The organism is Cupriavidus sp. 05L411 (assembly GCF_056398045.1).
Genome location: NZ_JBFTOQ010000043.1, coordinates 42,616 through 57,672 on the forward strand (window position 1 = coordinate 42,616; position 15,057 = coordinate 57,672).

Below are 15,057 nucleotides of genomic sequence, written 5' to 3' on the forward strand. Positions count from 1 at the left end.
TCGCAGCGTTTTCAGGGAGTGTTATGCAGCTTCGTTACCGCATGCTCGTGTTCAAGCTGAACCGGATGACCCGGCAAGACCGGATCAGTGCCGTCGAGGAAATCGCCCTGGCGGGCCAACTGGCTGAGCAACTGGAAAAACCCGGCATGGTCGAGCGCCTGGTGGCGGACCTGTTCGATCACGAGAACTCCCATGTCAGGCGCATCGCGCTCAACGCGGTACGGCGCGCGCATGGCTACCGCCAGGCAGATATCTCGCTTGCCCTGCTGCGCAAGCTCGGCGACCCGGAGCCGTGGCTGCGCCATGACGCGGCATGGGTGCTCCATGAGGCCGGGCTGGACAGCCCGCACATCCGTGCAGCGCTGCGCCAGCTTGCCGGGCCGGTCATGCTGCCTTACGACTTGAACCGCGCCAAGGCCAATCCTTCGGACGCGCTGCTGCACGCCCAGGTACGCGCGCGGCAAGCGCTGGACGTGCTCCTGGCGCGCCAGACCGCGGGCAAGGTGGTGGCCAAGCTGCCGTACGCGGCTGGCACGTTGGGCCACTCGCACAAGAAGCGGCGCGAGCAGCTGAAGGTGACCTTCGAGAAGCACAGGGAGCGCGGCGCAAAGCTGAACTTCCGCCGCCTTGAACCTGGCGAAGGCAGCGAGAGCAACGCCGCCAAGCGGCCAGGGTCCAAAGCCAGGCCCGTGCCCAAGCCGTAGAAATGGAAAATGGCGGCTCGCGCCGCCATCCCCGTCCCGCCAGCCAGGCCGCGCTGGCGCCTTCTTGCTTTCTTATTTGTAGCCAGCCTTGTCCGCCAGCTTCTGCGCTTGCGGCTGGTGCTTGCCCAATTCGGCCACGCTGATCTTGTCCGCCTTGAAGCTGCCCAGCGCTTCCAGCGCCGGATTGCTGATCTTCACGCTTTCCACCACAGGCCACTCATTGTTGCCATCGGCAAAATAGCGCTGCGCGTCATCGCTGGCCAGGTACTCCAGGAACGCGCGCGCGGACGCCTTGTTGGGCGCATGCTTGAGCATGCCGCCGCCGGAGATGTTCATGTGCACGCCCTGGCTGGCCTGGTTGGGCCACAGCACGCCGAGCTTCTCCGCCACGGCCTTGTCCTCGGGCTTGGTCGACTTGAGGATGCGGGCGATGTAGTAGGTGTTGGCCACCGCGATATCGCACTCTCCCGCTGCCACGGCCTTGAGCTGGTCGGTGTCGCCACCCTTGGGCGCGCGGGCCAGGTTGGCCACCACGCCGCGCGTCCATTGCTCGGTCTTGGCCTCGCCGTCATGGGCGATCAGGCTGGACATCAGCGACAGGTTGTACACGTGGCCGCTGGAGCGGATGCACAGCTTGCCCTTCCACTTGGGATCGGCGAGATCTTCGTAGGTCTTGATGTCGCCGGGCTTGACCGCGGCCTTGTTATAGGCGATTACGCGGGCCCGAGCCGAGAAACCGAACCAGTCGCCGTTCGGGTCGCGGTAGTTGGCGGGGATGCGCGACTCCAGCACGCTCGATTTGAGCGGCGCGAACACGCCCGCCTGCTGGGCCCGCCACAGCCGGCCGATGTCGACGGTGATGAACACATCGGCCGGGCTGTTGGCGCCCTCGCTCTTGATGCGCTCCAGCAGCGGGTCTTCCTGGCCTTCGATGCGGTTGATCTTGATGCCGGTCTGCTTGGTGAAGTTGGCGTAGAGCGCTTCGTCGGTCTGGTAGTGGCGCGCGGTGTAAAGGTTCAGCACCTTTTCCTGGGCGTGCGCGGCGAGCGGCAGTGCCAGAACAGCGAGCGCGGCGAGCGCTGTGGCTCGTGGCAGCAAGCGGCGGAATACGGTCATGACTCTCCCCTTCGATGATTGTTGTATGCCGTCCTGACGATGCCATCCATGCATCCTGGACAAGGCAAGCTGGAAACAATAATCATTCCCGTTTCTACAGTCAAGTTACAACGTTGTCATTTTTCTTGCGGTAAGCCCGGGGAGATAAAAGTGCTGATTGAGACTCTTATACGCAAACCGGAATGACAGATACCGCCGGGTCTTCGATTGCGCCCGGCATTATCCGTGCATCACATTCAGGTACTGGCGCGTTCCACCAATGCCTTCATGGCATCGGCAGGCAGTGGCCCATGGCAGGTCCGCTCGCCACCGGCCTTGCTGACCACCAGCCACACCTTGGCCGGGGCGCCAGCCGGATGCAGCAGCCAGGCGGGCCCATGTCCACTGCCGGTGGGCGGCAGCCCTTCCAGCACGCCGCTGTTGACTGACTGCAGCAGCACGGCGCAATCGTTGGCACTGGCCTGCGTGGCGGAGAGAAAATCCGGATTGGCAAGCACTTCCGGCAGCGCCGTATCGGAGGCGCGCAGGAAGGCATCCACGTCGAACTGCTTGCTGGCGCCGGGGCTGGCGCAGGCGGCCAGCAACGCAGCGGCGGCAATGCCTGCAAGGGCACCGCAACGGCGCCAGGCCGGCCGGGTCAGGAATGCGGGGATCATGGCGCGCCTCATTGCTTGAGCACGTCGGCGCCCTTGGGCACCGCAAACCGGAAGGTGTCGGCCGGCAGCACGGGGTTCTTCTGCATCGCGCTGAAGGTCAGGAGCGTCGTGTTGCCGAAGGCATCGCGCAACTCCATCGCTTCCAGGTTGCCGCTCTTGAAGCCGATGCCGATGCGCTCGAACTGCGTGTCCTTGGCTCTGGGCGTAAGCTCAAGCCACTCCACGCCGTCGCGCGTGGGGCCGTTCTTCACGACAAAGTTCTTTTCCAGGTCATTGCTGCCGAACAGGATCGCGGCAGGGCTGGACCCCAGGGCGCCATCGAGCTTGCGCTCGGTGACCTGGTTGAGGTCCTTGTCGTAGATGTAGAGCGTCTGGCCGTCGGCCTGCAGCAACTGGTCGTACGGCTTGACGTAGCGCCAGGTGAACTTGCCAGGGCGCGAAAAAGCAAAGGTGCCGCTGGAGGTGCCGGCCACCTTGAGGCTATCGCCCTGCCCCTTGACCTGGCGCTGGGTAAATTCGCCCTTGGCGCTCTTCACGCCCGCCACGAAGGCCTGGAGCTGGTCGGTGCCGGCCGCCATGGCCGCCGTCGCTGTCAGCGACAGCATGGCCGCCGCGGCGCATGCCGACGCGAGAATGCGGATTCGCATGGTGTTGTCCTTGCTGGGTTGGAGGGTACGCACCGCCGGGGCGGCTGCACTGCCTGTCCGGTTAGAGCGGCGCGCGGGCGCCGGATTCCGCAACGATGTGCTTCGCACGTAACAGCATGTTACGCGCGGCAGCTTATTCTTCCTCGCGGGCGGTGCCTGCCGGGGCCAGGATGTCGCGATTGCCGTTGCCCGACATGGCGGAGACCAGGCCAGCCTTTTCCATGTCCTCCAGCAGCCGCGCGGCACGGTTATAGCCGATGCGCAGGTGGCGCTGCACCAGGGAAATCGAGGCGCGGCGGTTCTTCAGCACCACGTCGACAGCCTGGTCGTAAAGCGGATCGGCCTCGCCACCGCCGCCAATGCCCGCGCCACCGCCCATGCCATCGCCGCCCAGGTCGCCCTCGGCCACGCCGCCTTCGAGGATGCCCTCGATGTAGTTGGTTTCGCCGCCTTCCTTGAGCTTTTCGACCACGCGGTGCACTTCATCGTCGGAGACAAAGGCGCCGTGGACGCGGATCGGCACGCCGGTGCCCGGCGCCAGGTAGAGCATGTCGCCCATGCCGAGCAACGCTTCCGCGCCCTGCTGGTCGAGGATGGTGCGCGAATCGATCTTGCTGCTGACCTGGAAGGCGATGCGGGTCGGMACGTTGGCCTTGATCAGGCCGGTGATSACGTCSACCGACGGRCGCTGSGTRGCCAGSAYCAGGTGGATGCCTGCGGCGCGGGCCTTCTGTGCGATGCGCGCGATCAGCTCTTCCACCTTCTTGCCCACCACCATCATCAGGTCGGCCAGCTCGTCGATCACGATCACGATCATCGGCAGCTTCTCGAGCGGCTCAGGCGCGTCCGGGGTCAGGCTGAACGGGTTGGGAAGCTTCTCCTCGCGCGAGGCGGCTTCGTCGATCTTCTTGTTGTAGCCGGCCAGGTTGCGCACGCCCAGCTTGCTCATCAGCTTGTAGCGCCGCTCCATCTCGCCGACCGCCCAGTTCAAGGCGTTGCCGGCCTGGCGCATGTCGGTCACCACCGGGCACAGCAGATGCGGAATGCCTTCGTAGACGCTCATTTCCAGCATCTTGGGGTCGATCAGGATCAGCCGCACCTGCTCGGCCTTGGCCTTGTAGAGCAGCGACAGGATCATGGCGTTGATGCCGACCGACTTGCCGGAGCCGGTGGTGCCCGCCACCATGCAGTGCGGCATCTTGGCCAGATCGGCCACCATGGGCTTGCCGGCGATGTCCTTGCCCAGTGCCATCGTGAGGTTGGACGCGCTCTCGTTGTAGACCTGCGAGCCGAGGATCTCGGACAGCCGCACCGTCTGGCGCTTGGGGTTGGGCAGTTCCAGCCCCATGTAGATCTTGCCGGGGATGGTCTCCACCACCCGGATGGAAACCAGCGACAGCGAACGCGCCAGGTCGCGCGCCAGGTTGACCACCTGGCTGCCCTTGACGCCGGTGGCCGGCTCGATTTCGTAGCGGGTGATGACCGGGCCCGGGTAGGCCGCCACCACCTTGACCTCGACACCGAAATCCTTGAGCTTCTTCTCGATCAGGCGCGAGGTGAATTCCAGCGTTTCGGCGCTGACGGTTTCCTGGTGCGTGGGGATGGGGTCCAGCAGCGCCAGCGGCGGCAGGTCGGAGTCCTGGATATCGGCGAACAGCGGCTGCTGCTTCTCGCGCTCCACGCGTTCGTGCTTGGGCACCGCCTGGGGCCGCACGATCTGCACCGGCGCGGCCTCCTCGATCTTGACCCGCTGCACTTCCACGGTTTCGGTGCGCACGACCTTGGCCGCCTCGCCGATGATGCGATCCTGCTTGCTTTCGCGGCGCGCCTTGAAGCCGAGGAAGAGCGTCTCGACGAAGCCGCCCACGTGCTCGGCCACCGACAGCCACGAGAAATGGAAGAACAGCGACAGGCCGATGGCCAGCGTCAGCAAGAGCAGCAGCGTGGCGCCGGTGAAGCCCAGCGCCATCTGCATCCAGCCACCGAGCAGGTCACCCAGCACGCCACCCGGGGCGCGTGGCAGCGCGGCGCGCAGCGGATACATGCGGATGGCCTCCAGGCCCATGCTGGCGGTCAGCGACAGGCCAAAGCCGATCCAGCTCACCACCAGGCCCTGCCGGGCCTCGCCGTTGCGCTCGGGCAGCTCGGCGGTCAGCGCACGCCAGCCGCGCCAGCAGCGGCGCACCAGCAACACCGCCCACCAGTAGGCGGAGAAGCCGAAGATAAAGAACAGCACATCGGCCATCCAGGCGCCCACGCGGCCGCCGAGGTTGTGGATGTCGGCCACCTGGTTGGCGTGCGACCAGCCAGGATCCGCCTTGCTGTAGCTGGCCAGGATGCAGACGAAGGCCAGTGTGACCGCCAGCAACAAGAACCAGCGCACTTCGCCCAGCAGCTTGCCGATGCGCGAGGGCAGCGCGGAAGGATCAGTACGTGTTGTGGTAGTAGCTCGGGCCATGCCTGGATCTGGGTTGCCAACTGAAGAGGGTGGTGCCGGCCATTTTAACCTTGGCCAGGGCTATCGCTCCCATTGGAATTTGCAACAGTGAGCAAACGCCGGTCCACTTATAATGCTGGTTTCGATTCACGCTAGTGCGCATCAAGGCGCACCAGCCATAGGAAAGCATCATGGCCAAACACGCAAAAGTGCTGATTCTCGGTTCCGGCCCCGCCGGCTATACCGCCGCCGTCTATGCGGCCCGCGCCAACCTGCAGCCGGTGCTGATCACCGGACTGGCCCAGGGTGGCCAGCTGATGACCACCACTGACGTGGAAAACTGGCCCGCCGACGCCAACGGCGTGCAAGGCCCGGAACTGATGCAGCGCTTCCTGGAGCATGCCGAACGCTTCAACACCGAAATCATCTTCGATCACATCCATACCGCCAAGCTGACCGAACGCCCGATCCGCCTGGTGGGCGATGCCGGTGAATACACCTGCGATTCGCTGATCATCGCCACCGGCGCCTCGGCCCAGTACCTCGGCCTGCCGTCGGAAGAGCTGTTCATGGGCCGCGGCGTGTCGGCCTGCGCCACCTGCGACGGTTTCTTCTACAAGAACCAGGAAGTGGCCGTGGTCGGCGGCGGCAACACCGCCGTGGAGGAAGCCCTCTACCTGTCCCAGATCGCCAGCAAGGTGACCGTGCTGCATCGCCGCGACAAGTTCCGCGCCGAGCCGATCCTGGTCGACCGCCTGCTGCAGCGCGAGAAGGAAGGCCGCGTGGAAATCCGCTGGAACTCCGTGCTGGAAGAAGTGACCGGCGACGACTCCGGCGTGACGGGCCTGAAGGTGCGCAACGTGAACACTGACACGGTCGAAGACCTCAAGCTGGCGGGCGTGTTCGTGGCCATCGGGCACAAGCCGAACACCGAACTGTTCGAAGGCCAGCTCGAGATGCACAACGGCTATATCGTCACCAAGAGCGGCCTGGCCGGCGATGCCACGGCCACCAGCATCCCGGGCGTGTTCGCAGCTGGTGACGTGCAGGACCACATCTATCGCCAGGCGATCACCAGCGCCGGCACGGGCTGCATGGCAGCCCTGGATGCACAGCGCTACGTGGAAGCCCTGCAGTAAAGAGACAAAGACTGAAGGCTCAGGCCGGGCTTGCCCGGCCTTTGTCTTTTTCAAGCCGGTGATGCCGCCGCGCGCACCAGCCACGCCCCGCCCTGCCACCCTATAATCACGCCGAGCACCCCGGAGACTCGCCATGACGCACGGCGCCAGAAAGCCCACTAAACCTGCCACCCCCGCCGCCAGCCCGCCCAAGCGTTTCGGCCTGACCGACCTGTCCGGCTTGCGCGACTCCCTCAAGGCCGACACCGAGCGGCGCGAAGCCGAGCGCCGCGCGGCGGACGAAGCCGCGCAGCGCGCCCGCGAAGAAGCCGACGTATTCCGCAGCAGCGTTGGCAACGTCAACACCCTGCGCGACCGCAACCGCGTCACTCCCGCGCCTCGCCATCCGGCGCCCGTGCCGGTGCAAACCCAGCTGGACGACAAAGCCGTGCTGGCCGCGTCGCTTTCCGACGAGTTCGACGTCGAGAACCTGCTCGATACCGACGAAACCCTGTCGTTCCGCCGCCCCGGCATTGGCATGGACGTGGTAAAGAAGCTGCGCCGCGGCGAATGGGTGCCCCAGGACAAGATCGACCTGCACGGCCTGCGCAGCGAAGAAGCGCGCGAGGCACTGGCCGAGTTCGTGCGGCGCTCGGTCAAGCGTGGCGTGCGCTGCGTGCGCGTGATCCACGGCAAAGGCAACGGCTCGCCGGACAAGACGCCCGTGCTCAAGGGCAAGGTGCGCAGCTGGCTGGTACAGAAGGAAGAAGTGCTGGCCTTCGTGCAGGCACGCGGCGCCGAGGGTGGCGCCGGCGCGCTGATGGTGCTGCTGCGCCAGCCGCACGCCTGAGACTGCGCGCACGATGCATCTGCCGCTCGATCTCCTGATGGGGCGGTTGCCCCTGATCCTGCATGTCATGGAAGTGGTGGGCGTGCTCGCCTTTGCCGTCTCCGGCGTGGTCGATGCGCGCAAGCAACGCTTCGATGCCGTGGGCACCTTTGTGGTGGCGTTCGCCACCGCCTTCGGTGGCGGCACGGTGCGCGACGTATTGCTGGACCGCCGCCCCTTCTATTGGGTCGACCACGAAGGCTATGTGATCTTGATCTTCGTGATGTCGCTCGGCGCGTCGTTCGTGCTGCGGGTGGTCAGCCGGGTGGCGTCCGAGCGCACCATGATCACGGCCGATGCGATCGGCCTGGGGCTGTTTTCGGTCACCGGCACATCGCTCGCGCTGGTGGCGCAGATGACCCCGACCGTGGCGGTCATGATGGGCATCATCTCTTCGGTGTTCGGTGGCGTGGTACGCGACGTGTTGTGCAACGAGGTGCCGATGATCCTGCGTGACCGCTCGCCCTATGCCACCTGTGCCTTCGTCGGCTGCTGTGTCTATGTTGGCCTGACCTGGCTGCAGGCCGAGCAGGAACTGGCCCTGCTGGCGGGCGCCATCACCATCACGGCGGCGCGCCTGCTGTGTGTGCGTTTCGGCTGGAAGTTGCCGAGCTAGGCAACAACAACAGCGGCAATCCAGGCGCCCCCTCCCGTGGGATCGCCAGGATTGCCCGCCGACGCTTGAACGCTAAAGAAGCCTGAGCGCCCGAATGCTTAAACGGCGGCTTCGTCCTGCTCGCCGGTGCGGATACGGATCACGCGCTCGATCTCGGTCACGAAGATCTTGCCGTCGCCGATCTTGCCGGTGTGCGCTGCCTTGACGATGGCGTCCAGCACGGTGTCGAGCTGGTTCTCGGCAACCACGACCTCGATCTTGATCTTGGGCAGGAAGTCGACCACATACTCAGCGCCGCGATACAGCTCGGTATGCCCCTTCTGGCGGCCAAAGCCCTTCACCTCGGTTACCGTCAGGCCGGTCACGCCGACGTCAGCCAGCGCCTCGCGCACTTCGTCCAGCTTGAACGGTTTGATGATGGCGGTAATCTGCTTCATATTGGCCCCTTATATAGTCGTTGGTTAGTGAGAGATTTTAGCCTGCCTGCCGGCCGCGGGATGTGGCCTGCCGCACCGCGCCATTTCCGGTAGACTCAACCGTCGCCGCGCCCGCATCTGCGCGGGCGCGGCGTGATCARCCATATCAGCCAAAGCAGCCATGCCGGAACAAGGGCGCCGCCCGAGGGCAGCGCCAATGATGAGCAAATCTAGCGCAATGCAGTCTGAATCTTTCAAGCCCGGCTCCGACCAGCCTGACGCGGCCACCCCGGGGGCGGCTGCGGCACGAGGCCGGCAGGAACACGAGCGGATGGAGAATTATCGCACGCAGATCGTTTTCGATCTGTCCGAGCTGCCCGAGGCCGAGTGGGACACTCTGGTGGCGGCCCAGCCCGGGGCCACGCCGTTCCTGCGCCACGCCTTCCTGCACGCCTTGCATGCCAGTGGCAGCGCCTGCGACGAGACCGGCTGGAGTCCGCGCTACCTGACACTATGGGCGCCGCGCGCCGAGGGTGGCGAGCGCTTGGCGGCGGCCATGCCGCTGTACGCGAAGTCGCACTCTTATGGGGAATACGTGTTCGACTGGGCCTGGGCCGACGCCTACGCGCAGCACCGCCTGCCCTACTACCCCAAGCTGCTGTCCGCGGTTCCCTTCACGCCCGTGCAGGGCGCGCGGCTGCTGGCCGAGGACGAAGACGCGCGCCGCTGCCTGCTGCAATGTGCGCTGGCGGTGGCGGAACAAAGCCAGCTGTCCTCCCTGCACGTGCTGTTTCCCGACGAGCACGAGGCCGCGCTGATGGAAGACGCCGGCATGCTGATGCGCCACGGCGTGCAGTTCCACTGGACCAACCCGGGCTATGAGAGCTTCGAAGCGTTCCTGGCCACGCTCTCGCAAAAGAAACGCAAGAACATCCGCGCCGAACGGCGCCGTGTGGCCGACGCCGGCATCACCTTCCGCCAGTTGCGCGGGCCCGAGATCGACGAGGCGCAATGGCGCTTTTTCAACCGCTGCTACCGGCAAACGTACCGCGAGCATCATTCCACGCCCTACCTGAACCTGGATTTTTTCCAGCGCATCGGCGCCGCCATGCCGGAGAACCTGCTGCTGGTGGTCGCCGAGCGTGCCGGCCAGCCGATTGCCGCTTCCCTGGTGGTCTATGACGACGACCCCGCACGCAGCACCCTGTTCGGGCGCTACTGGGGCGCGCTCGAGCACCACCCCTGCCTGCATTTCGAGACGGCTTACTACCAGCCGCTGGAGTTTTGCATAGCCCAGGGCATCCGCACCTTCGAAGGCGGCGCCCAGGGCGAGCACAAGATGGCACGGGGCTTTCTGCCAGTGGCGACCCGCTCCGCTCACTGGCTGGCGCACCCGTCCTTTGCCGATGCCGTGGAGCGTTTCCTGGTGCGCGAGCGCCAGGGCATCGATGCCTACCTGGACGAGCTCAACGACCGCACGCCGTTTGCACGCAGCTAGGGCGGGCTTGCCCGCCGCATGTCTAGCGCCACATGCGCCGCAGCGTGTTATCGCCCAGCATGTAGTGGTGGAACAGCGCCGCGATGGCGTGCAGCCCGATCACCGTGTAGAAGGCGGTGCCCAGTGTGCCGTGGACGTCCTCGAGGATCTCTTTCAGGTCCTTGCTTTGCGCCACCAGCGAGGGCAGCTCGATGCCAAGGCCTGGCACCGTCAGCAGGTGGCCGCCGGCGTTGAGGGCCAGCAGGCCCAGCACGGGCTGCACGAAAATGAACAGATAGAGCACGAGGTGCATGGCACTGCCGAGCAGCTGCATCCAGCGCGGACCGGGCTCGGGCGCCGGCGCGCCGCGCACCAGGCGCCACAGCAGGCGCGGCACCGCCAAGACGAGCACCAGCGCGCCAGCCCATGTGTGCACCGACATCGACAACGCCCGGGAAGCGCTACCCTTGGGCAGAAAGCCCTTGAGCTCGATCGCGGCGTACGCGGTGGCGATCAGCAGGAATACTGCCCAGTGGAAGAACACCGCCGGGCCGGAATACCGTGCCAGGGTGGACGGCGTCGAAAAGGTAGCGGACATGGGGAATTGGCAGTTCGCCTGCCGAGTTGTTCTGTGATTGAAGCTTAACCCACCGGCTTTATGGTGTCTTTGGTTTCCATCAAGCCTGGCGCAACAAAAAACCCCGCCGCAGCGGGGTTTATTCAGCATCGGTTCAGCCACGCGCCGGATTCCGGCATGACTGGCCATGGATGCCGGTGCTTACTTGGTGTAGTTCGCCACGCCGTCGGTGATTTCCTTGTGGGCTTCTTCAATGCCGGCCCAGCCTTCCACCTTGACCCACTTGCCTGCTTCGAGTGCCTTGTAGTTCTCAAAGAAGTGCTTGATCTGGTCCAGCAGGTTCTGCGGCACGTCCGACAGGCCCTTCATGAAGGCGGTGGCGGGCGACAGCTTGTCCAGCGGCACGGCGACCAGCTTGGCATCCACGCCCGACTCGTCGGTCATCTTGAGCATGCCCAGCGCGCGGCAGCGCACCACGGCGCCGGCCAGGATCGGGAACGGCGAGAGCACCAGCACGTCGACGGGGTCGCCGTCGCCCGACAGAGTCTGGGGAATGAAGCCGTAGTTGGCCGGGTAGCGCATGCCGGTGCCGATGAATCGGTCGACGAAGAGCAGGCCGGTTTCCTTGTCGGCTTCGTACTTCACCGGATCGCTCTGGGCGGAGATTTCGATGATGACGTTGAAATCGTTCGGGATGTCCTTGCCGGGGGAAACGAGGTTGAAGCTCATGCTTGCTCTCCAGATGCCTGTGTTTGAGGATGGCGGGCATTATAGCGTTTCGAAGCTGACCCAGGCCTGACGCGCGCGTGCCTTGCGCGTCTCGCGCCGTGAGTGATAATGGCGGATTGTCCGCAAGCCGCATCGACAGGCGCACTGCCAGCCACAACCTGGCAGTCGCATCCAGCCGGAGCCATCCAATGCACGCCCAGCACTTCGTTGCCAACCGCCTGATCGCGCCGGACTCCGGCTTGCGCATCAAGGTATTCGACCCATCCAGCGGCGAGCCTTTCGCCGAAATTGCCCGCGGCAACGCGGTCGACATCAACGTGGCCGTGCACGCCGCGCGCCAGGCGGCCGACGGCGCCTGGCGCGCGATGGCGCCCGCCGAGCGGTCCCGCCTGCTCAACCGCGTGGCGCTGACGCTGATCGAGCACGAGGCCGAGCTCGCCGCGCTGGAAGCGCGCGATACCGGCAAGCCCCTGCGCCAGGCCACCGCCGACGCGCGCGCCGTGGCGCGCTACTTCGAGTTCTACGCCGGCGCGGTCGACAAGCTGCACGGCCAGACCATCCCCTACCAGCCCGGCTTTACCGTGCTGACCGTGCGCGAGCCGCATGGTGTGACCGGCCACATCATCCCGTGGAACTACCCGCTGCAGATCTTCGGGCGCAGCGTGGGCGCGGCGCTGGCCACGGGCAATGCCTGCGTGGTCAAGCCCGCCGAAGACGCCTGCCTGTCGCTGCTGCGCGTGGCGGAGCTGGCGGCCGAAGCCGGCCTGCCCGAGGGCGCGCTGAACATCGTCACCGGCTACGGCCATGAAGCCGGCGCCGCGCTGGCGCGCCACACCGGCATCAACCACATCTCCTTTACCGGCTCGCCGCAGACCGGCAAGCTGATCGCGCAGATGGCGGCCGAAAACCACGTGCCGGTCACGCTGGAGCTCGGCGGCAAGTCACCCCAGATCGTCTTTGCCGATGCCGACATCGACGCCTTGGTGCCGGTCATCGTCAACGGCATCGTGCAAAACGCGGGCCAGACCTGCTCGGCCGGCAGCCGCGTGCTGGTGGAACGCCCGCTTTACAACGCCGTGCTCGACCGCCTGGCCACGGTGTTCGAGTCCTTGCGCGTCGGGCCGTCGGAGCTGGACCTGGAATGCGGCCCGCTGATCAACCGCAAGCAGCAGCAGCGCGTCTGGGATTTCGTCTCCGATGCGCAGCACGCCGGCATTACCGCCATGGCGCAAGGCCAGATCGTGGCGCAAGCGCCGGAGTCCGGCTATTACCAGGTGCCGATGCTGTTCCGCGACGTGCCGCCCACGCACCGGCTGGCGCAGGAGGAAGTGTTTGGCCCACTGCTGGCCGCCACGCCGTTCGACACCGAGGCAGAAGCCATCGCGCTCGCCAACGGCACGCCCTACGGCCTGGTCGCCGGCATCTGGACTCGCGATGGCGCGCGCCAGCTGCGCCTGGCGCACAAGCTGCGCGCGGGTCAGGTCTTTATCAACAACTACGGTGCCGGCGGCGGGGTAGAGCTACCTTTCGGCGGCAGCGGGCAGTCCGGCTACGGCCGCGAGAAGGGCTTCGAAGCCCTGTACGGATTCACCACACTGAAAACCATCGCCATTCAACATGGGTAATATCAATTTCCTGTCCGTCGCCTTCGCCATTTTCTTCTTCTGGATGGCGTGGCACGTCAGAAACAAACGCGCCACCAACCCCTCGGCCATGCCACGCCTGCAGGTCTTCAAGCGCAAATGGGGCGACACCGTGGGGGACCGCGTGCACTGGTGCCTCTACGTGGCACTGCCCTTCCTGCTAGCGCTGATGATGGTCGCCAACGCGCTGCGCGGCCGCGGCCCGTTCTCGCATTAAGGCATTCGCCCAGACATGGCAGACGTTTTTTCCGGCGCCGCATGCGGCAAGCGGCGCCACCCCGGCGGTATCGTGCAACCAGAAAAATAGATCCATGTAGATCTACAGATCCAAGAGGAGACAGCATGACAACAACCGCAGTACACTCCGGCGCCGCCGACCCCGCGTTCGAGGACGCCACCTACCGCAAGGTGACCTTGCGCCTGGTGCCGTTCCTTCTGCTTTGCTATGTGGTGGCGTACCTGGACCGCGTCAACGTCGGCTTCGCCAAGCTGCAGATGCTCGGCGACCTGAAGTTCAGCGAGACCATCTACGGCCTCGGCGCGGGCATCTTCTTCATCGGCTACTTCCTGTTTGAAGTGCCCAGCAACGTGATCCTGCACAAGGTCGGCGCGCGCATCTGGATCGCGCGGATCATGATCACCTGGGGCGTGATCTCGGCGGCGATGATGTTCGTCACCACGCCGACGATGTTCTACGTGCTGCGCTTCTTGCTGGGGATCGCCGAGGCCGGCTTCTTCCCCGGCATCATCCTCTATCTGACCTACTGGTACCCGTCGCACCGGCGCGGGCGCACCACCACCTTCTTCATGACCGCGATTGCGCTCTCCGGCGTGATCGGTGGGCCGCTGTCGGGCTGGATGATGCAATCGTTCGACGGCCGCAACGGCTGGTCCGGCTGGCAATGGATGTTCCTGCTCGAAGGCATCCCGTCGGTGCTGGTAGGGCTGGTGGTGCTGGCCTACCTGGACGACCGCATCGTCCACGCCAAGTGGCTGAGCAACGAAGAGAAGGCCCTGCTCCAGCGCAATATCGCCGCCGAGGACATGCACAAGGAAGACGCGCCGATCGGCAAGGTGCTGTCCAGCCCGCGCGTGTGGCTGATGAGCGCGATCTACTTCAGCTTCGTGATGGGCCTGTATGGCGTGAGCTTCTGGCTGCCCACCATCATCAAGCAGACCGGCGTGAAGAGCCCGCTGGACATCGGCCTGCTCACCGCCATCCCCTACGGCTGCGCGGTGGTTGGCATGGTGCTGGTGGCCTACAGCGCCGATCGCACCCGCGAACGCCGCTGGCATATCGCCGTTCCCGCGCTGCTGGGCGCAGTCGGCCTGGTGCTGTCGGTGCAATGGCACAACAATACCGTGCTGGCACTGCTCGGCCTGACGCTGGCCACCATCGGCATCCTGACCACCCTGCCGCTCTTCTGGAGCCTGCCGACGGCCTTCCTGGCTGGCACAGGCGCGGCCGCGGGGATCGCACTGATCAACTCGCTGGGCAACCTGGCTGGGTTCATCAGCCCGTATGCGGTGGGCTGGTTGAAAGACATGACGCAGAGCACGGACTCCGGGATGTACTTGCTGGCGGCGTGTCTGGTGGTGGGTGCGGCGTTGACACTCTCGGTGCCGGCGCGGATGGTGAACAAGTAGGAGAATGACGGCGAGCGCCACATCGAGCGCCCGCCCTCTCCCCCAGCCCCTCTCCCGCAGGCGGGAGAGGGGAGCCAACCAGCGGGACCAGAAACGACGCGATCAGACAAACGATTCGGTGTAGCCGTGATTTCCGCCCGAAGGGGCGGGAATCACCCACGGCGATGCGAAGCGAGCCGTCAAGGTGTGCCAAGGCCGTATGGGGCGCCTCGGGATTCGGCGAAAAGAGAGGAAACGAGGGACCCATGTCTGAGTATCGCCTTAAGGCGATGCGAGTTTGGGTCCCGGCCGCTCTTTTCGCCGAAGCCCGAGGGGGTAGTCGCCCCATCCGGCGCGCCTTCTTTGCCTACTTTCTTGGCAAGACAAGAAAGTAGGTCGCCGCCCC

15 protein-coding genes are annotated in these 15,057 nt (G+C 65.4%); 8 read left to right on the forward strand and 7 right to left on the reverse strand.

The window, feature by feature from the left end; all coding sequences use genetic code 11:
• The first annotated feature begins 23 nt into the window (after nt 1-23).
• Nucleotides 24-704, forward strand: a complete 681-nt coding sequence (locus AC1DQR_RS32535) for a hypothetical protein (RefSeq protein WP_416047824.1) — start codon at nt 24-26, stop codon at nt 702-704.
• 72 nt (nt 705-776) lie between these two features.
• Here the strand turns inward: AC1DQR_RS32535 and AC1DQR_RS32540 are convergent, their stop codons facing one another.
• The 4 genes from AC1DQR_RS32540 to AC1DQR_RS32555 form a co-directional block, all read right to left on the reverse strand.
• Nucleotides 777-1,820, reverse strand: coding sequence for a Fe(3+) ABC transporter substrate-binding protein (locus AC1DQR_RS32540; protein WP_416047823.1), 1,044 nt, complete (start codon nt 1,818-1,820; stop codon nt 777-779).
• 236 nt (nt 1,821-2,056) lie between these two features.
• Entirely contained in the window at nt 2,057-2,476 is a 420-nt protein-coding gene (locus tag AC1DQR_RS32545) for a hypothetical protein (protein WP_477134469.1), read from the reverse strand.
• 8 nt (nt 2,477-2,484) lie between these two features.
• On the reverse strand, nt 2,485-3,123 hold the full coding sequence (gene lolA / locus AC1DQR_RS32550; RefSeq protein ID WP_043351351.1) for an outer membrane lipoprotein chaperone LolA: 639 nt from the start codon (nt 3,121-3,123) through the stop codon (nt 2,485-2,487).
• A gap of 133 nt (nt 3,124-3,256) precedes the next feature.
• A complete protein-coding gene (locus AC1DQR_RS32555; protein WP_477134470.1) occupies nt 3,257-5,581 on the reverse strand; it encodes a DNA translocase FtsK in 2,325 nt (774 codons plus the stop codon).
• Between the two features lie 170 nt (nt 5,582-5,751).
• Here AC1DQR_RS32555 and trxB point away from each other — a divergent pair, with 170 nt between their 5' ends.
• From trxB to AC1DQR_RS32570, 3 genes are all read left to right on the forward strand, one after another.
• Nucleotides 5,752-6,699 carry a thioredoxin-disulfide reductase gene (gene trxB, locus AC1DQR_RS32560; RefSeq protein ID WP_416047821.1) on the forward strand — a complete coding sequence of 316 codons (948 nt, stop codon included), beginning with the start codon at nt 5,752-5,754 and terminating at the stop codon, nt 6,697-6,699.
• 133 nt (nt 6,700-6,832) lie between these two features.
• Nucleotides 6,833-7,528 (forward strand): Smr/MutS family protein, encoded by a 696-nt coding sequence (locus tag AC1DQR_RS32565; RefSeq protein WP_477134471.1) that lies wholly within the window; start codon nt 6,833-6,835, stop codon nt 7,526-7,528.
• A 13-nt stretch (nt 7,529-7,541) separates the two neighbouring features.
• Nucleotides 7,542-8,183 carry a trimeric intracellular cation channel family protein gene (locus tag AC1DQR_RS32570; RefSeq protein WP_150992623.1) on the forward strand — a complete coding sequence of 214 codons (642 nt, stop codon included), beginning with the start codon at nt 7,542-7,544 and terminating at the stop codon, nt 8,181-8,183.
• A gap of 98 nt (nt 8,184-8,281) precedes the next feature.
• Here AC1DQR_RS32570 and glnK read toward each other — a convergent pair whose 3' ends face one another.
• Nucleotides 8,282-8,620, reverse strand: coding sequence for a P-II family nitrogen regulator (gene glnK / locus AC1DQR_RS32575; protein ID WP_006162803.1), 339 nt, complete (start codon nt 8,618-8,620; stop codon nt 8,282-8,284).
• A gap of 310 nt (nt 8,621-8,930) precedes the next feature.
• Here glnK and AC1DQR_RS32580 point away from each other — a divergent pair, with 310 nt between their 5' ends.
• On the forward strand, nt 8,931-10,097 hold the full coding sequence (locus tag AC1DQR_RS32580; protein WP_416050442.1) for a GNAT family N-acetyltransferase: 1,167 nt from the start codon (nt 8,931-8,933) through the stop codon (nt 10,095-10,097).
• 22 nt (nt 10,098-10,119) lie between these two features.
• On the opposite strand, the gene AC1DQR_RS32585 is transcribed toward AC1DQR_RS32580, so the two are convergent.
• Together AC1DQR_RS32585 and ppa are read right to left on the reverse strand one after the other, a co-directional pair.
• Nucleotides 10,120-10,674, reverse strand: a complete 555-nt coding sequence (locus AC1DQR_RS32585; protein ID WP_416047819.1) for a cytochrome b — start codon at nt 10,672-10,674, stop codon at nt 10,120-10,122.
• A gap of 180 nt (nt 10,675-10,854) precedes the next feature.
• Nucleotides 10,855-11,382, reverse strand: coding sequence for an inorganic diphosphatase (gene ppa, locus AC1DQR_RS32590; protein WP_043344428.1), 528 nt, complete (start codon nt 11,380-11,382; stop codon nt 10,855-10,857).
• A gap of 188 nt (nt 11,383-11,570) precedes the next feature.
• Here ppa and AC1DQR_RS32595 point away from each other — a divergent pair, with 188 nt between their 5' ends.
• The 3 genes from AC1DQR_RS32595 to AC1DQR_RS32605 all read left to right on the forward strand — a co-directional run bounded on the left by AC1DQR_RS32595 (nt 11,571) and on the right by AC1DQR_RS32605 (nt 14,672).
• Nucleotides 11,571-13,007 carry an aldehyde dehydrogenase family protein gene (locus AC1DQR_RS32595; protein WP_477134472.1) on the forward strand — a complete coding sequence of 479 codons (1,437 nt, stop codon included), beginning with the start codon at nt 11,571-11,573 and terminating at the stop codon, nt 13,005-13,007.
• The gene (locus tag AC1DQR_RS32600; RefSeq protein ID WP_006162792.1) at nt 13,000-13,242 is read left to right on the forward strand and encodes a hypothetical protein; all 243 of its coding nucleotides are present in this window, start codon (nt 13,000-13,002) and stop codon (nt 13,240-13,242) included. Before AC1DQR_RS32595 ends, AC1DQR_RS32600 begins: the two co-directional genes overlap by 8 nt.
• A 125-nt stretch (nt 13,243-13,367) precedes the next feature.
• Complete coding sequence (locus AC1DQR_RS32605; RefSeq protein ID WP_416047818.1) at nt 13,368-14,672, forward strand: MFS transporter; 1,305 nt, start codon at nt 13,368-13,370, stop codon at nt 14,670-14,672.
• Nucleotides 14,673-15,057: the final 385 nt, after the last annotated feature.